At 49.7% G+C, this 19,877-nt stretch carries 20 protein-coding genes and 2 rRNA genes; 8 read left to right on the forward strand and 14 right to left on the reverse strand.

The features are described 5' to 3' along the window. Positions 1 to 143: 143 nt before the first annotated feature. From ACYVUV_RS10540 to ACYVUV_RS10575, 8 genes are all read left to right on the forward strand, one after another. Positions 144 to 551, forward strand: coding sequence for a choline-binding protein (locus ACYVUV_RS10540; protein WP_484499325.1), 408 nt, complete (start codon positions 144 to 146; stop codon positions 549 to 551). A gap of 48 nt (positions 552 to 599) precedes the next feature. Continuing rightward, entirely contained in the window at positions 600 to 1,415 is an 816-nt protein-coding gene (locus tag ACYVUV_RS10545; RefSeq protein WP_484499326.1) for a hypothetical protein, read from the forward strand. After that, a complete protein-coding gene (locus tag ACYVUV_RS10550) occupies positions 1,408 to 2,001 on the forward strand; it encodes a hypothetical protein (protein WP_484499327.1) in 594 nt (197 codons plus the stop codon). Before ACYVUV_RS10545 ends, ACYVUV_RS10550 begins: the two co-directional genes overlap by 8 nt. A 20-nt stretch (positions 2,002 to 2,021) precedes the next feature. Further along, on the forward strand, positions 2,022 to 2,615 hold the full coding sequence (locus ACYVUV_RS10555; protein WP_484499328.1) for an ABC transporter ATP-binding protein: 594 nt from the start codon (positions 2,022 to 2,024) through the stop codon (positions 2,613 to 2,615). A 153-nt stretch (positions 2,616 to 2,768) separates the two neighbouring features. Then, the gene (locus ACYVUV_RS10560; protein ID WP_484499329.1) at positions 2,769 to 3,176 is read left to right on the forward strand and encodes a choline-binding protein; all 408 of its coding nucleotides are present in this window, start codon (positions 2,769 to 2,771) and stop codon (positions 3,174 to 3,176) included. Between the two features lie 176 nt (positions 3,177 to 3,352). Then, a complete protein-coding gene (locus ACYVUV_RS10565) occupies positions 3,353 to 4,039 on the forward strand; it encodes a hypothetical protein (RefSeq protein WP_484499330.1) in 687 nt (228 codons plus the stop codon). Further along, on the forward strand, positions 4,032 to 4,625 hold the full coding sequence (locus ACYVUV_RS10570; protein ID WP_484499327.1) for a hypothetical protein: 594 nt from the start codon (positions 4,032 to 4,034) through the stop codon (positions 4,623 to 4,625). Before ACYVUV_RS10565 ends, ACYVUV_RS10570 begins: the two co-directional genes overlap by 8 nt. 20 nt (positions 4,626 to 4,645) lie before the next feature. Continuing rightward, on the forward strand, positions 4,646 to 5,239 hold the full coding sequence (locus tag ACYVUV_RS10575) for an ABC transporter ATP-binding protein (RefSeq protein ID WP_484499331.1): 594 nt from the start codon (positions 4,646 to 4,648) through the stop codon (positions 5,237 to 5,239). A gap of 78 nt (positions 5,240 to 5,317) precedes the next feature. On the opposite strand, the gene ACYVUV_RS10580 is transcribed toward ACYVUV_RS10575, so the two are convergent. The 14 genes from ACYVUV_RS10580 to ACYVUV_RS10645 all read right to left on the reverse strand — a co-directional run bounded on the left by ACYVUV_RS10580 (position 5,318) and on the right by ACYVUV_RS10645 (position 19,756). Further along, positions 5,318 to 6,193 carry an ROK family protein gene (locus tag ACYVUV_RS10580; RefSeq protein ID WP_484499332.1) on the reverse strand — a complete coding sequence of 292 codons (876 nt, stop codon included), beginning with the start codon at positions 6,191 to 6,193 and terminating at the stop codon, positions 5,318 to 5,320. Positions 6,194 to 6,232: 39 nt separating this feature from the next. Beyond that, positions 6,233 to 7,195, reverse strand: coding sequence for a mannose-6-phosphate isomerase, class I (gene manA / locus ACYVUV_RS10585; RefSeq protein WP_484499333.1), 963 nt, complete (start codon positions 7,193 to 7,195; stop codon positions 6,233 to 6,235). Between the two features lie 84 nt (positions 7,196 to 7,279). Continuing rightward, a complete protein-coding gene (locus ACYVUV_RS10590; RefSeq protein WP_484499334.1) occupies positions 7,280 to 8,674 on the reverse strand; it encodes a glycoside hydrolase family 1 protein in 1,395 nt (464 codons plus the stop codon). After that, positions 8,674 to 9,549, reverse strand: a complete 876-nt coding sequence (locus ACYVUV_RS10595) for an ROK family protein (RefSeq protein ID WP_484499335.1) — start codon at positions 9,547 to 9,549, stop codon at positions 8,674 to 8,676. The genes ACYVUV_RS10590 and ACYVUV_RS10595 overlap by 1 nt, the downstream gene beginning before the upstream one ends. A gap of 104 nt (positions 9,550 to 9,653) precedes the next feature. Next, on the reverse strand, positions 9,654 to 9,980 hold the full coding sequence (locus ACYVUV_RS10600; RefSeq protein ID WP_439776289.1) for a PTS lactose/cellobiose transporter subunit IIA: 327 nt from the start codon (positions 9,978 to 9,980) through the stop codon (positions 9,654 to 9,656). Positions 9,981 to 10,016: 36 nt separating this feature from the next. Beyond that, positions 10,017 to 11,462 carry a PTS sugar transporter subunit IIC gene (locus ACYVUV_RS10605; RefSeq protein ID WP_484499336.1) on the reverse strand — a complete coding sequence of 482 codons (1,446 nt, stop codon included), beginning with the start codon at positions 11,460 to 11,462 and terminating at the stop codon, positions 10,017 to 10,019. A gap of 34 nt (positions 11,463 to 11,496) precedes the next feature. After that, on the reverse strand, positions 11,497 to 11,817 hold the full coding sequence (locus ACYVUV_RS10610) for a PTS sugar transporter subunit IIB (RefSeq protein ID WP_484499337.1): 321 nt from the start codon (positions 11,815 to 11,817) through the stop codon (positions 11,497 to 11,499). Between the two features lie 155 nt (positions 11,818 to 11,972). Further along, entirely contained in the window at positions 11,973 to 13,472 is a 1,500-nt protein-coding gene (locus ACYVUV_RS10615; RefSeq protein WP_439776311.1) for a sialate O-acetylesterase, read from the reverse strand. A 21-nt stretch (positions 13,473 to 13,493) separates the two neighbouring features. After that, entirely contained in the window at positions 13,494 to 13,826 is a 333-nt protein-coding gene (locus tag ACYVUV_RS10620) for a PTS lactose/cellobiose transporter subunit IIA (RefSeq protein WP_439776310.1), read from the reverse strand. Between the two features lie 47 nt (positions 13,827 to 13,873). Then, positions 13,874 to 15,256 carry a PTS sugar transporter subunit IIC gene (locus tag ACYVUV_RS10625; RefSeq protein ID WP_439776309.1) on the reverse strand — a complete coding sequence of 461 codons (1,383 nt, stop codon included), beginning with the start codon at positions 15,254 to 15,256 and terminating at the stop codon, positions 13,874 to 13,876. A 2-nt stretch (positions 15,257 to 15,258) separates the two neighbouring features. After that, entirely contained in the window at positions 15,259 to 15,561 is a 303-nt protein-coding gene (locus ACYVUV_RS10630; protein WP_439776308.1) for a PTS sugar transporter subunit IIB, read from the reverse strand. A 213-nt stretch (positions 15,562 to 15,774) separates the two neighbouring features. Next, positions 15,775 to 16,500, reverse strand: a complete 726-nt coding sequence (locus ACYVUV_RS10635; protein WP_439776307.1) for a GntR family transcriptional regulator — start codon at positions 16,498 to 16,500, stop codon at positions 15,775 to 15,777. A 163-nt stretch (positions 16,501 to 16,663) separates the two neighbouring features. Further along, positions 16,664 to 16,780, reverse strand: a 5S ribosomal RNA gene (gene rrf / locus ACYVUV_RS10640). Positions 16,781 to 16,849: 69 nt separating this feature from the next. Beyond that, a 23S ribosomal RNA gene (locus ACYVUV_RS10645) occupies positions 16,850 to 19,756 on the reverse strand. Positions 19,757 to 19,877 lie beyond the last annotated feature (121 nt).

Raw genomic sequence — 19,877 nt, forward strand, 5'->3', positions numbered from 1 at the left:
AGACATCTTGGGTTGGTCTTTTTATTCGCTAAAAATTCAAAGTCGCCATAAAAAATGCAATAAAGGTTGACAAAATATTCAACCGTGCTACCATTGAGTTGGTTTTAGGAAAGAATTATTTTTTAAGAAAGAAGATGTTTTGATTGAGTAAGCTTTTACTCAAAGTCTTAGTTCCTTTAGCCACTGTCTTTGTATTGGGCGTTACTGTTGTTTCTGCCTCAGGCAAAGCATACTGGACAATCAGTTCAGAAACCGTTAGCGATCATGGTCGTTGGAGCTCCTACGGTAGTTCCAACAAGAAGATGACTAACTCCAATTACGCGTCATTCAACGGTGATGCGCAACCCGCAAGCTTTGGCTATTACGTCCACTTGATCAATAACAAGGCAGCCACAAGATCTGGTACAGTTCCATTGGAACTGAATCATACTACTAGAGCTCATGATAATTCAGGGAAAAAGGGCTACCACTATTACGCCGATGTTCGCTCTAAAAAGTATGAGCCAAATACGACCAGAGTAAAGCTGCACTTCAGCGCGGACTACAAATAATGTAAGAGGGGTGTTCAGCCCCTCTTTTGTTTTTGAAGGAGTAATAAATTGAGTCGTTCAAGGAAAATCGCCATCTCTCTGGTTTGCCTTTATCTAATATTGGTAACCTGGCAGATCTTTTATGAAATCGGTCAAAACAAGATGTTACGTTTTGATCCCGATCATTTTCTTTATATGTTTTTCGGTATTCAGTTTGGCGGCGTGTTAGACGATGCCTTCTCTCTATACCTACTTGAATTTTCATTGATACCTGTAATAGGATCAGCGCTCGCCGTCTTTACCAAAAACAATAATTCGTTTTCAAATTACCAGCAGCGGTCGGGCTATCACGGCTATCTTAAAACTGCCTGCCTAAGAGCCTTTGGCACTGGCTTTGGTTTGGCTATTCTGATCAATATCTATCAGATGATTATTATCAGCCTCTTTTACAGTCCTTTTGTCTACCAAAATCCCAGTTTTTTCCTTTGGGACAATTCCGGTGGCGTTTCTCTTTCACAGAACAGCTTGGTAGCACTGGTTTTATACGTTTTCATGTCTGCCATCGGCTGGGGCAGTTTTTCCTTACTTATCCTTGCAGTTGGCCTTTGGATCAAGAAAAACAGCCTGTATCTGGTAAGCGGTACTATTATTATGTTGATCTGTATCTTAACTCCTACACTTATAACTGCCAACAGTGGTCCTTTGTTGATCTTGTCAGATATGTTCTTCCTGCCAAATATCATGTCTCCAGGCCTGTTATCATTCGTGAATGCTCACCAACCTGTCAATGTCTACGGTCTTTACTTCCTGACCCTGGCCACCTGCCTGCTGATAGTTGCCGGTCTAATCAGATTTTGGTATCTGAAGAAGGTGCAAAATGGCTGATATTGACCTCGAGCTTCTGCCACAAACTAAACGCTTCCGCGAACTTAGCCTGGCCTTGATCTTCATCCTGTCTGCTGCTGCCAGCATCTATACACTGCACGCTATAAAGGAAAGAGATATTGTCTACTTCTTCTTATACAACAACCTGCTTTCCCTATATCTGCAGACCTTTGTCCTCTTGATCATTTTCAGCCAGATCCTTAAAGTCCGCCCCATCGCTGTCTTTCTTGGCATCCGCCAGGCTGAAACTGGACTGGTAAAGAAGCTGCTCCAGCTGATTTTGCTGGACATCCTGGTCATGACGGTTGGCTTGGCCATCCCCTACCTGCTGGGCGTTCGCCACTACTTCAGATGGGGCAGTCCGGCCTTGGGCAGTCTGCTCCTCTTCTTGCACCTGCTCTGCTTTACCCTGTGTGTCCTTTTCATGATTTTGAGCTTAAGAGTCAGCCACCCCTGGCTGATCTTCATCATCGCCATTGCCGTGATCATGCTCTATCACTACAATCTGGAGCAGTCCACCCTTTTGTCCAAGTACAGTATTATCTTTGACCCCTTATACCGGGCCACTCACTATATCTACTTCTGATTTTTGCTTTTGGAGGAAAAATGTTACAGGTTACTCATGTCAGCAAGAAATTTAAAGACGCCGACGTTCTCAAAGATGTTTCTTTAACTGTCAAGCCGGGCGAATTGATCCACATCGTTGGGGTCAACGGGTCTGGCAAGTCAACTTTATTCAAGATCATCACTGGACTGCTTAAGGCCGACAGCGGCACGGTCAGTCTGGACTCCGGCGATGTGATCGGGGCCTTGATCGAAAACCCGGGCTTTCTGGAATATGAAACCGCCTGGGCCAATCTGCGTTTCTTGGCCAATGTCCACCATAAGTTCCAGGAAGACAAGGTCAGAAAGCTGCTCACCGACTTTGACCTGGACCCAGACAGCCGGCAAGCCGTTGGCAAATACTCTATTGGCATGCGGCAGAAAGTTGGCATCATCCAGGCCATCATGGAAGACCAAAACATCATTCTTTTGGACGAACCAACCCGGGGCATCGACAAAAAAGGGGTCAAGCAGTTTGTCGACCTGCTTGAGCGGCTGAAAACTGAAGGCAAGTCCGTCGTCGTTGCCAGCCACGATGACATCCCCGGCCTAGTCTATGACCGGACCTTGACCCTGGAAAACGGGGAACTGAAATAACACTCTTTAAAAGACCAACTCAAGACATCTTGGGTTGGTCTTTTTGCATTTTTTTCAAAATCGTCAAGAAAAAGTCAAATTTCTATTGACACACCGTTTTCACATTGCTATCATAAAAAACATCAAATTGTATGAAAGGGAAGGATATTCGAAATGAATAAGCTTTTAGTAAAAATTTTAGTTCCTTTAACCACCATTTTTGCATTAGGCGTTACTGTTGTTTCAGCCTCTGGAAAGCCTTACTGGACTATCAGTGAAGAAACTGTCAGTGACCATGGCCGCTGGAGCTCTTATGGCAGTCCCAACAAGAAAATGACCAATTCTAATTATGCATCATTTAATGGAGATGCCTTGCCAGCTACCTTTGGTTATAAAGTTCATTTGATCAACAGCAACGCCGCGACTAGATCTAACACTGTGCCATTGAAATTAAATCAAACGACACGGGCAGGCAACAACTCCGGGAAAAAGAACTATTACTATTACGCAGACGTTCGTTCTCAAAGTTATGAGCTAAGTACGACCAGAGTAAAGTTGCACTTTAGTTCCGATTACAAGTAATGCACGGGAGGCGCTCAGCCTCCCTTTTATTTTTGGAAGGAATCAAAAAATTGAGTCGTTCAAGAAAAATCGCTATCTCTCTGGTTTGTCTTTATCTGTTATTGATAACTGGCCAGCTTTTTTACCAAATCAATCAAAATAAGATTGTCCGTTTTGATCCTGATAATTTTCTGTATATGTTTTTCGGTATTCAGTTTGGCGGCGTATTAGACGATCCCTTTTATTTATACCTATTTGGATTTTCACTGATACCTGTAATAGGATCAACGCTCGCCGTCTTTACCAAAAACAACAATTCGTTTTCAAACTACCAGCAGCGGTCGGGCTATCACGGCTATCTTAAAACTGCCTGCCTAAGAGCCTTTGTCACTGGCTTTGGTCTGGCTATTCTGATCAACGTCTATCAGATGATCATCATCAGTCTCTTTTACAGTCCTTTTGTCTACCAAAATCCTAGTTTTTACCTTTGGGACAAATCCAGCGTTTCTCTTTCACAGAACAGCTTGCTAGCTTTAATTCTGTATGTCTCAATGTCTGCCATCGGCTGGGGCAGCTTCTCTCTGCTTATCCTCGCAGTGGGCCTTTGGATCAAGAAAAACAGCCTGTATCTGATAAGTGGATCAATCATCATGCTACTATGCATCTTGTTGCCAACGGTTTTTGTTGCTATGGGATGGCCTTTGTTGATCTTGTCAGATATGTTTTTCCTGCCAAATATCATGTCTCCAGGCCTGTTATCATTCGTAAATGCTCACCAGCCCGTCAATGTCTATGGTCTTTACTTCTTGACCCTGGCCACTTGCCTGCTGATAGCTGCCGGCCTAATCAGATTCTGGTATCTGAAGAAGGTGCAAAATGGCTGATATTGACCTCGAGCTTCTGCCACAAACTAAACGCTTCCGCGAACTTAGCCTGGCCTTGATCTTCATCCTGTCTGCTGCTGCCAGCATCTATACACTGCACGCTATAAAGGAAAGAGATATTGTCTACTTCTTCTTATACAACAACCTGCTTTCCCTATATCTGCAGACCTTTGTCCTCTTGATCATTTTCAGCCAGATCCTTAAAGTCCGCCCCATCGCTGTCTTTCTTGGCATCCGCCAGGCTGAAACTGGACTGGTAAAGAAGCTGCTCCAGCTGATTTTGCTGGACATCCTGGTCATGACGGTTGGCTTGGCCATCCCCTACCTGCTGGGCGTTCGCCACTACTTCAGATGGGGCAGTCCGGCCTTGGGCAGTCTGCTCCTCTTCTTGCACCTGCTCTGCTTTACCCTGTGTGTCCTTTTCATGATTTTGAGCTTAAGAGTCAGCCACCCCTGGCTGATCTTCATCATCGCCATTGCCGTGATCATGCTCTATCACTACAATCTGGAGCAGTCCACCCTTTTGTCCAAGTACAGTATTATCTTTGACCCCTTATACCGGGCCACTCACTATATCTACTTCTGATTTTTGCTTTTGGAGGAAAAATGTTACAGGTTACTCATGTCAGCAAAAAATTCAAAGACGTCGACGTCCTAAAAGACGTTTCTTTAACTGTCAAGCCGGGCGAATTGATCCACATCGTCGGGGTCAACGGATCCGGCAAGTCAACTTTATTCAAGATCATCACTGGTCTGCTTAAGGCCGACAGCGGCACGGTCAGCCTGGACTCCGGCGACGTGATCGGGGCCTTGATCGAAAACCCGGGCTTTTTGGAATATGAAACCGCCTGGGCCAACCTGCGTTTCTTGGCCAATGTCCACCACAAGTTCCAGGAAGACAAGGTCAAAAAGCTGCTCACCGACTTTGACCTGGACCCAGACAGCCGGCAAGCCGTTGGCAAATACTCTATTGGCATGCGGCAGAAAGTCGGCATCATCCAGGCTATCATGGAAGACCAAAACATCATTCTTTTGGACGAACCAACCCGGGGCATCGACAAGAAAGGGGTCAAGCAGTTTGTCGACCTGCTTGAGCGGCTGAAAACTGAAGGCAAGTCCGTCGTCGTTGCCAGCCACGATGACATCCCCGGCCTAGTCTATGACCGGACCTTGACCCTGGAAAATGGGGAACTGAAATAAAAATCAATCCATAACAAAACCAGCCCAAGCTTTCGCTTGAGCTGGTTTTTTAGTGCTATTATCTTGTTTTTCCGCTTTTTACTTAAGCAGGTCCTTGGCCATTTCAAAGCAGCCCAGGGTAGCTGAACCGTTGTTGGCAACGATTGGCCGCACGATCAGTTCGTCCAAGTCCGGCAAGGCAACGTAGTCGTTGTTCATTTCCGCGAAGTACTTTCTGACCGTTGGCATGTCGCCTTCGTTCAAAACTGACCCGCCGACAACCATGACGTCTGGCCGGATGGTCAGGTAGATGTTGTAGAGCATCTCCGCCACGTAGTAGGAAATCAAGTCAAAGACTGGGTGGCTGCGGTCCAGGTCTTCACCAGGAATCCCGGTTCTGCCCTTGATGGTCGGACCAGCCGTCAGGCCTTCCCCACAGGCGTCGTGGTGGAAAGGACAACCGCCTTCATACTTGTCGTCCGCCCGCTTAGGAATGCGCATGTGGCCCATTTCTGAGTGGTTGGTGTAGCCGATGAAGTGGCCTTGCTGGATGGCACCAGCCCCAACGCCAGTACCGATGGTGATGTAAAGGTAGGTCTTTTCATCATCCCGGCCGCGGGCAATGTATTCCCCGTAGCAGGAAGCGTTGACGTCAGTCGTCAAAACGGCTGGTACGCCCAGTTCCTTTTCAAAGTAGCCCTTCAATTCAGTATTTGACCAGCCTGGCTTTGGGGTCTTGGAAATGTAGCCAAAAGTCTCTGACTTCGGGTCGATGTCGATCGGGCCAAAAGAGCCGATCCCGATGGCCTTGACTGGGTTCTCCTTGAAGAAGTCCCGGCAGGCTGCCAAAGTTTCCGCCGGAGTCGTGGTTGGCACCCGCTTGGTTGCCGTCGTTTCCCCAGTTTCCACGTTTTGCACGCCTAAGATGAACTTGGTGCCGCCGGCTTCAATGCTGCCTACAAAAGTATCTGTCATGTTCTCACCTATGCTTCTGTTAACTTTCGATTTTGTCTTTTAAGCTTCATCGCCTGGTTTGGAAGCGATAATCGTTGCTTGACCATCTAAAGTATAACAGGAAATCGTCGTTGGCAAAATCAGATGATCACCTTTTTTCAGCGGGTAAGTCTGCCCGTCGACCGTCAAGTCGCAAGCTCCGTCCAAAACTGACAGCAAGCGGTACTTGCCGTCCTTGATCTCAAAGTCGCCCTTGCCGTGAACATCCAGCTTGAAGACGCCGAAGTATTCCGCCATAACGAACTGGGTCACGTGAACGTCGCCAACATCCCATTCTTCATGGTTGAGCTTTGGCATCTCAAACGGCACTTGCACCGTGTCGATTGACTGCTGCAGGTGAAGTTCCCGCAGCTTGCCGGTCTTCTTGTCCACCCGGTCAAAGTCGTACATCCGGTAGGTGGTGTCGCTGGACTGCTGGGTTTCCAAAACCATGATGCCGCTGCCGACAGCGTGCACCATGCCATGCGGCACGTAGAAGAAGTCACCTTCGTGCACCGGAACGGTCCGCAAGAGCTTCTTCCATTCCCCGTTTTTCACCATTTCGGCGAATTCTTCCCGGGTCTGGGCATTGTGGCCGTAGTAGAGCTTAGCGCCTGGCTTGGCCTTGATCACGTACCAGGATTCAGTCTTGCCCAATTCCCCTTCGTGGATTCTGGCGTATTCATTGTCCGGGTGCACTTGCACGGACAGGTCTTGGTTGGCATCCAAAATCTTGGTCAGAAGCGGGAAGACATCCCCTTTGGCATTGCCAAAAAGTTCCCGGTGCTGGTCCCAAAGCTCATTCAGCTTCATCCCCTTGTAAGGGCCGTTCTTGATGGTCGCCGGGCCGTGCGGGTGGGCGGAAATTGCCCAAGCTTCACCGGTGTGGTCACTGGGAATCTGGTAGCCAAATTCGTCTTTTAAGCCAGTGCCGCCCCAAATTTTTTCATGAAAAACTGGTTCCAAAAATAATGGTTCTGCCATTTGTTTTGCTTCTCCTTAAAAAACATGTTTTTTCTTTACAGCTTCCATTGTAAACCTTTCCGGCAAGGCTTGTCGACCGCTTTCTTAATCAGCGTCGAGTTCGTTAGTATCGCTCAGCTTCCGGTACCAGTAAGCGGACTTCTTCAAAGTCTTCTTTTGGGTGTGGATGTCGTCGCGGATCAAGCCGTAGCGGTTCCGGTAGGCGTTCATCCAGGACCAGTTGTCAATGGCAGTCCAGAGGAAGTAGCCCTTGCAGTTGCTGCCTTCGCTGATCCCCTTGTGGAGCCACTTCAAGTGGTCGCGGATAAAGTTGATCCGGTAGTCGTCTTGGACTTCACCCTTGTCGTCCAGGAAGCGTTCTTCTCTGGAAACACCCATGCCGTTTTCTGAAACAAACCACGGGAAGTTATCATAGTTTTCACGCAGGTTGACGGAGATGTCGTAGAGGGCCTTCGGGTAGATTTCCCAGCCCTTGTCGACGTTCATGATCCGGCCTGGCATCTCGTAGTTGTCGAAGTGGATGTCCGGCATCCAGTCTTGCAGGCTCTTTGGAGAGATGGCTGGTGCTTGAACCCGCATTGGCTGGTAGTAGTTGACGCCCAGCAGGTCGATCGTGCTTTCCTTGATCAAGTCCAGTTCTTCTTGAGTAGCATCCCAGAGAACGCCATCATCAGCCAGGATCTTGACGATTTTTTCCGGGAAGGTCCCCTTGATGGCGGCCTCAAGCCAAAGGTCAACGCACCAAAGGTTGGCAAATTCCGCTGCTTCCAGGTCAGCTGGCTCGTTTGATCTTGGGTAAGCTGGGGTCAGGTTCAAGATGATCCCAACCGTGTGCTCGTCGTCATTGAAGCGGGTGTGGAACTTTTGAATAGCCTTGGCGGAAGCCAGGTTGATGTTGTAAGTTACCTGGACAGCCAGCGGGCCGTCAACTTTGAGCGGGTAGTGGAACTTGTACAGGTAAGCCCCGTCAACGATAACCTTAGGCTCGTTGAAGGTGAACCAGTGCTTGACCCGGTCGCCGTAGAGCTCGAAGCACTTGTCAGCAAACTTGGCGAACAAGTCGCCGACGTGCTTGTCTTCCCAGCCGCCGTACTTCTTTTGCAGTTCATAAGGCATGTCGAAGTGGCAGAGGTTCATGTAAGGTTCAATGCCGTTTTCCAGCATGCAGTCGATCAGGTCGCTGTAGAACTTGGCCCCGTCCGGGTCAACTTCGCCCGTCTCAAAGTCAGCGATCAAGCGGGACCACTGGATTGAAGTCCGCAGGTGCTTGATGCCGGCTTCCTTCATCAAAGGCAGGTCCTTCTTGTAGTCATTGTAAAAGTTGGACGCCGTGTCCGGCCCGACCCCATTGTAAAAAGCTTGCGGGTCAGTGTCGTACCAATAGTCAAAAACGTTACGGTGACGCTTGTTAAAGCGGCCTTCAGTCTGCGGGCCTGAGCAGGCAGCCCCCCAGGCAAAATCATCTGGAAACTTCAGCATTATTCTTCTCCATGTTCTTGTTCAAAATCATATACGCAGCCGCGCAAGTTGGCTTCACCGCGGTATTCACACACGGCCAGGTCCGGCTTGACGGTGGCAATGCCCACCTCTTGGCGGATTCGTTCAATTTCTTCATTCAAAAGGCCCAGCAGGTCAGGGTTGTTGGAAATCGCCCCGCCGATGATGATCTTTTCCGGGTCAAAGCCGTGCTGCAGGTTGAAAATAGCAGCTGCCAAAGCCTTGATCGACCGGGTTCTTTCCTTAAGAGCCAGAGGATCGCCGGCCTTGGCCAGGTCGTAGACTTCCTTGCCGGAAGCTTCATGGCCGCTGGCCTCACTGTAACGTTCAGCCATTTGGACCGGGGAAGCGGCCTGGCTCAAGGTCATACCGGCTTCAGCCGTGGTCTGGTAGCCGAACTCGCCCCCGTAAAGGTGGGCTCCATGCCAGATCTGCCGATTGAAGATGATGGCCCCGCCGACGCCGGTACCGATGACCATAAAGGCCAGGGAGGAATTGTTTTTGCCGGCACCGTCAGCCAGTTCAGCCAGAGCCGCGCAGTTGGCGTCATTTTCGATGCTTACTGGCAGGCCGAAGATTTCTTCCAATTTCGGCACGATCTGGAAATTATGGATGTAAGGCAGAGCGCTGGCCCCTTCAATGACCCCGCTTTGCTTGTTCACGGCACCTGGTGAGGAGATGGCTACCCCGGTCACGGCGCTTTCCGCCTTGATCTTGGCCACTTCTCCGCCCAAAAGGCTGTAGAAGTCTTCCAGATTGTCCGGGGTTGGCAGAGCGTGCACTTTTTGCAAGCGGCCGTCTTCCCAGGTCGCGAACTTGATTGTGCTGCCGCCAATGTCGATTGCTGCTAAATTCATTCTTTGATCACCTTGTTTGTTAAATGACTGGCCTAACCAGGTCAGCTTGGACGACATCTTTCAACTATGAGCCACATGTTTTCAGTTCTTGTCGCCAGCTGGATTTACTTCTTTTCTGCCATCTTTTCGTAGACGGAAACCAGTTCATTTGCCAGGTCGATGTAAGTAATCGCGGTCATCAAGTGGTCTTGCGAGTGCACAACCAGCAAGGTCAGCTGGATATGTTCACCGCTGGCTTCCTTGGTCAGCATGGCAGTTTGCGAGTTGTGAGCATCTACCAAGGCGTTGTTGGCTTCCTTAAGCTTGCCGTGTGCCTTTTCAAAATCACCTTCGTGAGCCGCGTCAATGGCTTCCTTGGCAAAAGCCCGGGCATTGCCGGCGTTGACGATCAAGCCCATGACGGACTGCATAGTTTGTTCTTCTTCACTCATTATTTTTAACCTTTTTCAATCTAAATTATCGTCGATTTACGCCTTTGCTTCAGCTTCAGCGTTTTCTTGTTCCCGCTTCAGCAAAACTTGGTCGTAACGCTTGGCAAATGGGAAGTAAACCAAAGTTGAAATTACCAGAACGCAGAACTGCCAGATGGCAATCTTCCATCCGCCGATGAAGAAACCGGACAGAACAGCTGGTGTGGTCCATGGAGCCGCAACACCATTAAGCGGTGGCAGGATGCCGTAACGGATCAAGCCATAAGTTGACAGGCTGACGATCAGCGGCACGCAGAAGAATGGCACGGCCAGGAATGGGTTCATAACCAGTGGCAAACCGAACAGGAATGGTTCGTTGATGTTGAAGATTGACGGTACGAGTTCGATCTTACCAATTGCCTTCATCTGCTGGGACTTGGCGAACCAAACCGTGAAGACAACCAAACCGATAGTGATACCAGAACCGGTCAAGTTGATGAAGTTGTTGTAGAATTCGTTGGTAATAACGTGAGCCCCTTGGGCAACAGACAATTTGCCCGCGTGGTACAAAGCAGCGTTAGCCGCGGTGTTTGGCAGAAGGAAGGCACCGGCAACTGAACCGACGATCAAACCGCCGTGAACGCCGAAGAACCAGAAGAATGGTACGGCCAGACCGATAACGATGGCCCCGCCCCATGAGTCAGACAGACCCTGCATCGGCATTTCCAGAACTTGGTAGATCCATTGCAGCATGTCAGTGTTGCCAAAAGTCTTGAAAGCAGCAAACAGCAGCATGCAGGCAGTCAAGTCAACACCAGCTGGAATCATGGCTGAGAACTGCTTGGAAACGCTGGATGGCACTTGTTCTGGCAGCTTGATCTTCCAGCCCTTCTTCATCATGGCGCTGTAGCTCCAGCCGACCAAAAGGCCGATGATGATAGCAGCAACCATCCCTTGGCCGCCAAACCAGGTAATGTTCAAAACATTAGTGACTGGTGAAGCCAGGAAGGTCTGCAGAGCATGCGGCAATTTGTCGATGTTCTGGGCCACGGCTGAGCCTGACAAAACAACCTTGCCGGCAGCGTTGCTGATGCCGCTGGCTTCAGCGGCCTTCAGTGGGCTGTCAACCTGCATGAATTGCAAAAGCAGGAAGGCTGACAGGGCAGTCAAAGCAGCCGGAAGAGGCTCAACTTTTTCATTCTTGACATAGACATAGGCAATCCCGACAACTGACCAAACGGAAATCATCCCGAAACTGGCCGTGTAAGCCTGGCTAAAGAAGGCTGACCAGCCGCTGTCTGACAAGGCCTGGGAAACTGCCGGAATTGGGAAGTTGGACATGATCAAGAAGATCGACCCAATAATGATAAATGGCAGCGAGTAGACCATCCCGTCTTGGATGGCCTTAACAGCCTTCGTGTTAACAAACTTCATGATTGGTGGCAGAATCTTTTGATTGACAAAAGCACTGAATCCACCCTGCTTTGTAGTTTCTGTACTCATCACTTTTTCCTCGATTTACAAACGCAAAAGCTCATTACTTGCTCATTACCTTAGTAGCTTGTTGAACAACCTTTTCTCCGTCCATCATGCCGTAAGCAGCCATGTCAATGACATCGACCGGAACATCGGTGCCTTCAACCTTCTTTTGGAAGTCAGCCAGCATGTAGCGGACTTGCGGCCCAAGCAAGATGCAGGAGATGTTCTTGTTTTCCAAGTTTGAATCAGCTTCAGCTGCTGGACAAGCAAAGATTTCGTAGTCCAAGCCGTCCTTCTTAGCAGCTTCTTGCATCTTCTTAACCAGCATGCTGGTACTCATCCCTGCTGAGCAGCAAAGCATAACCGTCTTTTCAGCCATTCTAATTACCTCCTAGAACTTCTCTTCACGTATAATGTGTTATCGCTTACAAAACACATTATACGCTTGCGTAAAGAGTATGTCTAGTAGTTTTAAAAAATATGTCTTTTGTTTTTTCGAGGATCTTTAGCTTGAAAAAGTTTTAGAGTGTTTATTTATAGTTTTGTTTCAAATGGTGCTAAAGGAGCACCGAGTTCATTATAGACCGCCAAGTCCGGATAGTTGGCGTAGCCATAACGCAGACCTAACGCGTCATCTGGGCAATCCAGGCTGACTTCTTGCCCCTTAACCTGGACCTTGACAGTTTGATATGGCTGCCAATTGTCCTTGGTCAAAAAGCTGACTTTGACTTCGCCGGTGACTTCCAGCTGGAAGCTGTTGATCACTTTAAAGCTGAGCCGGCCAGCTTCTTTCTTAAAAGCAACTGCCGTTGGCGTTGCCGGGTAGGATGCCCCGGACATGCAGGCGGCCAGCCGCTGGCCGGCTTCCCGCTTGTGAGTCGGGTGAATATTGTGGGCCTCGCCCAGGTCGGCAATGGAAACCAGGTCAACGTATGGTCGGCTGGCAGCTGTTTCCAGCTGGGTCTGCCGGATCATGGCCACGCTGTTTTCCGGATTGTCGGCATAGCCAGGCAGCTGGATCAGCTTGACTGGCAAAGAGGGGTCAGCGAGCACGCGGCGCCAAGTGTTAAGCAGTAAGTTGAGGAGTTTGGAGTAGTATCTTGGCCGGTCAGTGTCGTTTTCCCCTTGGTACCAGACCCAGTCGGTCACGGTAATATCCTGGATCTGGCTGACCATCGTCTCATAAAGAGCACCTGGACGCAGGTAGCTGTCCGGCCGCATTGGCGGCGGCCATGGCGTGTGGCCAACGATATTCTTGGCCTGGCTCAAGCTGCTTTCCGGATGCTGGTCCAGGTACTGCTTGAGGTCCACATTGTGCTGGTCGACAGCCGCCTGCCACTTGGCGGTTTCAGCGTCGAAATCAGCCCAGCTTTTGCCCTTGACGGCTGCTTCATATGGGTCGATAAAGGCCGTCTTCAGTTCCGGATCTTCCTTCAAAAGGTCAACCGGCAGCCAGTTGGAGGCTGAGGTACCACCTTTGAAGCAGTCCACTGCCGCGTAAATTTGGCTTGGGTCAAGCTCTTGCAGTTTGGCCAGGCAGTAAAAGCCGATGGCCGACATTTCGCCGGCCGTTTCGGCATTCACTTCATGCCATTTTTCTTCAGCCACATCCGGCTTTACCGCCCCGGTTTCCGGGTCACGGTAGTCGATCTGCGGGCAGTTGTAATAGTAAAGGTTCGGATGGCTTCCAGCTGCTAATGCGGCCTTAGCCTGGGCAAATTCCGCGTCATCTTTCAGCCGGTATTCGATATTGGACTGGCCGCTGAGGAGGATCACCCGGCCAAAGCGCAGATTTTTCAGAGTCTGCGTCTGCCCGTGACTGACTACCGTCAGTTCAGCCAGTTCCTGTTTGTCATATGCCGGCAGAAGGAGCTGCCAGTGGCCTTGTTCATCGGCCTTGCCTTGGTAGCGGCGTCCGGCAAAATTGACCGTAACTACTGCTCCGCTGGCGGTTTGCCCGCCTAAACGGAAGTCCTTGTAAATTGGCAGGACCATGCCGTCTTGAAAAATATCCGCTAAAAGTTTGCCCGTCATTTTTCTTCACCTAGTGCAATCTTATTGCAGTTTTTCCTGCAAAGCTTTGACTTCTTTTTGCAAATTGAGTTGCTTTTCAGCAACAGTCATCATGATGTCCGCGGCCATAAAGTGGTCTTGTGAGTGGATCAGCAAGAGTGACTTTTCCACTTCTTCGCCGCCCATTTCAGCTGACATCCAGGCGGTTTGAATGTTGTGGGCCTGGTGCAGGGAGTCATGAGCCTGCTTCAAAAAGTCTTCAGCGGCGGCAAAGTCGCCGTCTTCGGCGGCCTTCATGGCCCGGATTGATGCCGACTTGGAGTCGCCGGCGAAAGAAATCAGTTGCATTGCCTTGGCAAGTTGTTTTTCATCCATAATTAAAATCCTTCTTGATTCTTTTTCTATTAATCCTGATTCCTAGCTTATTCAGCAACAGCCTTAGCCATTTCATCCATTGGCTCGTCCGGATTCAGCCGGTTGTCCATTCTGACGAATGGCACGTAGAGAGCGGTACATACGAAGAGGATGATGGCTTGGACGATCAAGCCCTTGATGTTGCCGGTGTAGAGCAGGCCGGAGATCAGGGTTGGCACCGTCCATGGAACGTTGTTGACGATTGGCGCGATGAAGCCGATCTTGGTAAAGAAGATACCGATGTAGAAAGCTACTGGTTGGCAAAGCAGCCATGGAACGAAGTAGATCGGGTTCATGATGATTGGCAAACCGAAAGTGATTGGTTCAGAAATGTTGAAGATGGCTGGCATCAAGGCGATGTTGGAGATCTTCTTAGCGGCAACTCTCTTGGAGAAGAGCTTGATGGCCAAAACTGGGGCTACTGAACATGAACCAGCCGCGATGGTTGAGAAGTTCATGAACAGGGTTGAGTAGATGTGGTGTGCCTGGCCCAGCATGTTTTGCGTGTCATTGATGTTCCAGGTCAAACCGAAGATCGGGCCCCAGATGGAAGTCGGGTGAATCCCGAACCATTGGAGCAAGCTCCAGGTAGTTTGAGAAACAAAGGCGAAGGCACCAGTTGAGGAGATGGCCATAGCCGGCTTTTGCAAAAGCGTCAAAAGCAGTTCTGGCATGGTTTGCCCAGCCAGGGTAGTTGAAAGGCCAGTCAAGATGATGTAGACGCCCAGAGTCACGGTCCCCGGAATCAATGATTCAAAAGAGCGGGCAACGGCTGGCGGAACTGAGTCCGGCATCTTGATGGTGATATTCTTGGCCAGCATCTTGTTGTAGATCCAAACCGCCGAAGCGGAGATCAGCAGGGCAGCGAAGACACCCTTAGTACCCAGGAATGAGGTATCGATGTAGTTCAAAACATCGATCGCCTTCTTCGAACCGGTTGGCGTGTAAGAGAAGTGCCATGGCAGGCAGATGAAGAAGGCCCCTAAAGCGTAGAGGACGTCCGTCATGTGTTCCTTGGACTTCGGGTAGTACTTTCTTGAGAAAGTGTTGGCGAAGATCACGACCAAAAGAAGGGCGAAGACGTTCAAAGAACCGTTTGAGACCAAGCCGATCAAGTTGGCGAAGTTCTGCAGAGCCTTGCAGAAGCCATTGGCTTCCCAAGCTGACCAGGAGCCGGCAATCATCCGGCCCAATTGCAAGCCTTGCTTACCGAAGATCAGCCCGTTGATTGGGTCAATGAAGACGTTTTGCAGCATAATCGCGAAACCAGCGATCATGGAAGTGGACGCTACGATGATAAAGGAGTCACGCAGGGTCAGCAGAAATTTGTTGGCCGCGATCTTACCAGCTACTTTGGTAAAATTGGCCTGGAATTTTTGTAAACCAGTCATTATTAGATCCCTTCTTCTTTCAAGGCCTTAACGATCGTTGCCCCATCCATTGAACCGAATTGCTGCATAGTCAAGGCAACTACCTTGGTGTCCGGGTGTTCCTTCTTCATTGAGTCTTCGTCCCAGGCAACTTGTGGTGCCAGAACGATTGCATCAACGTCGTCGCCAAGTTCGTCAGCCATGCCCAGGTCGTAGGCATCAACCTTGACGTCGGCACCTTCAGCCGTGTAGACGTCCTGCATCTTCTTAGCTACCAAACTGGTTGAAAAACCACCGCTGCAGAAAAGCGCAATCTTCTTAGTCATAATACTTATTCCTCCCAAAAAACATTTGTACTAACAAATTCAATTCTTGATAACGTTTACACTCTATATTCTAGCAAGCCCTTTCATAATGTCAATACCTTTTATGATTTGTTATTACAAATATTTTGCCAAGGGATAAAAAAATACCCTTGAAGGCTGATCCTTCAAGGGTTTGCAGGAGTTATACAAATTTCTGCATTCTTGTATTTGTCTTTAACTTTTTGCCTTGGTCGGCTTGTAGCGGAGAATCCGTTTGATGCTGAAACCAGCGGTCTTAAAGTAAGTTTGAGCATACTCGAAGATCTGCTGGGTGGCCAGGTAGGATTTTTGCTCGACCATCAGCAATTTGTCATGGATAGAACAAGACAAATCCTTGGCCAGTTCTTCATTGGCGTCAACGAGAGTATATTCCCGTTCAGCTGAGCTGATATTGAAGTCCTGCTCATTTTCCAGGACAGTATAGATCGACTGAGTCAAGGCATCCATGCCCAATCCCTGGACTACCTTGACCGGCATGGCCAGCTTCTGAATCCCGACCAGGTCGCTGTGATAATAAATTGCCCGCTTGATTTGGTAGCAAAGGTCGAACTTGGTCAATTCCAGACTGTCCTGCAGGGCCTTGGTTGGCTTAGCCACCCGGAAGTCCAGCAGCTTGACCTGGTAGCGGTCAAAATCGATGATTTCAAAATCATCATAATCAAGCTGACTGGCGGTATTAGTCTCAGAATCCTTGACGAAGGTCCCGGCCCCTTGAATGCGGTAGATCAAGCCATCATTTTCCAGCTGCTGCAGGGCGTTGCGGACCGTGATCCGGCTGACGTTAAAGTCGTTGGCAATGGCCATTTCCTGGGGCAACTGGTCGCCTGGAGCGTACTTGCCTTCAGCTATCTCCTGCCTAAGCTGGTTGGCGATCAGGACGTATTTCGGGGTCTCTCTCATTTCTTTCATCTCCTGTTTACGGTTTGAATCAAAAAATTTGTCTTCTCAACTAATTTTCCACTATAACAATTATTCAGCAAAAGAGCCAAAAAGTCAGCAGAAATTTGTTAAAAAGTTTTCAATATATCAAAAAAGAGCCAGACTTCCGTCTGACTCTTGTCTCGCGCGGCAGCTTCCTATCCTCGCAGGCAGTTTCCCACCAACTACTTTCGGCGTTAAGAAGCTTAACTGCTGTGTTCGGCATGGGAACAGGTGTATCCTTCTTGCCATTGCCACCGCACTCTTGCTTGAGCTTGCACGCTCAAAACTGAATATCTCTTCCAAGTCAAAACCTCATTGCTTCGCTCTTTTGGTCAAGTCCTCGACTGATTAGTACCGGTCCGCTCCAAAGCTCACGCTTCTTCCACTCCCGGCCTATCTACCTCATCGTCTCTGAGGTGTCTTACTTTCTTGAAGAAATGGGAAATCTCATCTTGAGGGGGGCTTCGCACTTAGATGCTTTCAGCGCTTATCCCGTCCGCACATAGCTACCCAGCGATGCCTTTGGCAAGACAACTGGTACACCAGCGGTGCGTCCATCCCGGTCCTCTCGTACTAAGGACAGCTCCTCTCAAATTTCCTGCGCCCACGACGGATAGGGACCGAACTGTCTCACGACGTTCTGAACCCAGCTCGCGTGCCGCTTTAATGGGCGAACAGCCCAACCCTTGGGACCGACTTCAGCCCCAGGATGCGACGAGCCGACATCGAGGTGCCAAACCTCCCCGTCGATGTGAACTCTTGGGGGAGATAAGCCTGTTATCCCCAGGGTAGCTTTTATCCGTTGAGTGATGGCCCTTCCATGCGGTACCACCAGATCACTAAGCCCTACTTTCGTACCTGCTCGAGTTGTCTCTCTCGCAGTCAAGCTCCCTTTTACCTTTACACTCTGCGAATGATTTCCAACCATTCTGAGGGAACCTTTGGGCGCCTCCGTTACACTTTAGGAGGCGACCGCCCCAGTCAAACTGCCCGTCAAACACTGTCCTCGGCCTGGATCACAGACCTGAGTTAGAGCATCCGTCAAGCAAGGGTAGTATCCCAACAGCGCCTCAGATAAGACTGGCGTCCTATCTTCTCCGGCTCCTACCTATCCTGTACATGCTTGACAGATACCCAATATTAAACTGCAGTAAAGCTCCATGGGGTCTTTCCGTCCTGTCGCGGGTAACCCGCATCTTCACGGGTATTATAATTTCACCGAGTCTCTCGTTGAGACAGTGCCCAAATCATTACACCTTTCGTGCAGGTCGGAACTTACCCGACAAGGAATTTCGCTACCTTAGGACCGTTATAGTTACGGCCGCCGTTTACTGGGGCTTCAATTCAAACCTTCGCTTGCGCTAAGCTCTCCTCTTAACCTTCCAGCACCGGGCAGGTGTCAGCACCTATACTTCATCTTACGATTTTGCAGATGCCTGTGTTTTTGATAAACAGTTGCTTGGGCCTTTTCACTGCGGCTGATCTTGCGACCAGCGCCCCTTCTCCCGAAGTTACGGGGCCATTTTGCCGAGTTCCTTAACGAGAGTTCTCTCGCTCACCTGAGGATACTCTCCTCGACTACCTGTGTCGGTTTGCGGTACGGGTGCACCGTCTCTGGCTAGAAGCTTTTCTCGGCAGTGTGACGTCGCAGCCTTCGCTACTTTAATTTCGCTCCTCATCACGCCTTGTCCTTATGAGAGCAAGCATTTGACTCGCTCTCAGACTTGACGCTTGAACGTGGTATCCAGCACCACGCGCTGCTAGCCTCCTGCGTCCCTCCATCGCTCATAACGATTCGGTGCAGTACAGGAATCTCAACCTGTTGTCCATCGACTACGCCTCTCGGCCTCGCCTTAGGTCCCGACTTACCCTGGGCGGACGAGCCTGCCCCAGGAAACCTTAGTCTTGCGGCGGACAGGATTCTCACCTGTCTTTCGTTACTCATACCGGCATTCTCACTTCTAGAAGCTCCACATGTCCTCTCGGTCATGCTTCACCGCCGCTAGAACGCTCTCCTACCACGTGCATAATGCACATCCACAGTTTCGGTATCATGCTTAGCCCCGGTAAATTTTCGGCGCGGCGTCACTCGACTAGTGAGCTATTACGCACTCTTTGAATGATGGCTGCTTCTGAGCCAACGTCCTAGTTGTCTGCGCAACTCCACATCCTTTTCCACTTAGCATGAATTTTGGGACCTTAACTGGTGATCTGGGCTGTTTCCCTTTCGACTACGGATCTTATCACTCGCAGTCTGACTCCCGCACATAAATGTCTGGAATTCGCAGTTTATCTGAATTCAGTAACCCTTGACGGGCCCCTAGTCCAAACAGAGCTCTACCTCCAGCATCCTCTTTGCGAGGCTAGCCCTAAAGCTATTTCGGAGAGAACCAGCTATCTCCAAGTTCGTTTGGAATTTCACCGCTACCCACAACTCATCCCCGCAATTTTCAACTTACGTGGGTTCGGTCCTCCAGCGCGTTTTACCGCGCCTTCAACCTGGTCATGGGTAGGTCACTTGGTTTCGGGTCTGCGTCAGCCAACTGCTCGCCCTCTTCAGACTCGCTTTCGCTGCGGCTCCGTCTTTTCTGACTTAACCTTGCTGACTAACGCAACTCGCCGGTTCATTCTACAAAAGGCACGCCATTACCCGTTAACGGGCTTTGACTACTTGTAGGCACACGGTTTCAGGTTCTCTTTCACTCCCCTCCCGGGGTTCTTTTCACCTTTCCCTCACGGTACTGGTTCACTATCGGTCACTGGTTAGTATTTAGCCTTGCGAGATGGTCCTCGCGGATTCAAACGGGATTTCACGTGTCCCGCCCTACTCAGGATACTGATAGGCCTTCTTTGGATTTCGCTTACGGGGCTCTCACCCTCTCTGGCGCGTCTTCCCAAACGCTTCTGCTATCCTCTGAAGTGCCATGTCTCAGTCCTACAACCCCGGCAGATAAATCTGCCGGTTTGGGCTCTTTCCTGTTCGCTCGCCGCTACTTGGGAAATCGATATTTCTTTCTCTTCCTGCAGCTACTTAGATGTTTCAGTTCACTGCGTGTTCCTTTCTTGTGCTATGTATTCACACAAGAATAGCATGTCTGCACATGCTGGGTTCCCCCATTCGGAGACCTCCGGATCAAAGCCTACTTACGGCTCCCCGAAGACTTTCGCGGTTAGTCGCGTCCTTCATCGGCTTCCAGTGCCAAGGCATTCACCGTGCGCCCTTCTTCACTTGACCTTGCAAGTTTGTTCTTTCGAACTCTCTCGGTCGCTTTGCAATGTTTTCATTGATCTCAATGATTCTCGGTTTTTTCTTGGAATTAAGATATTCAGTTTTCAACGTACAAGTGAGAGTTGGT

The organism is Lactobacillus sp. WILCCON 0149 (genome assembly GCF_057197965.1).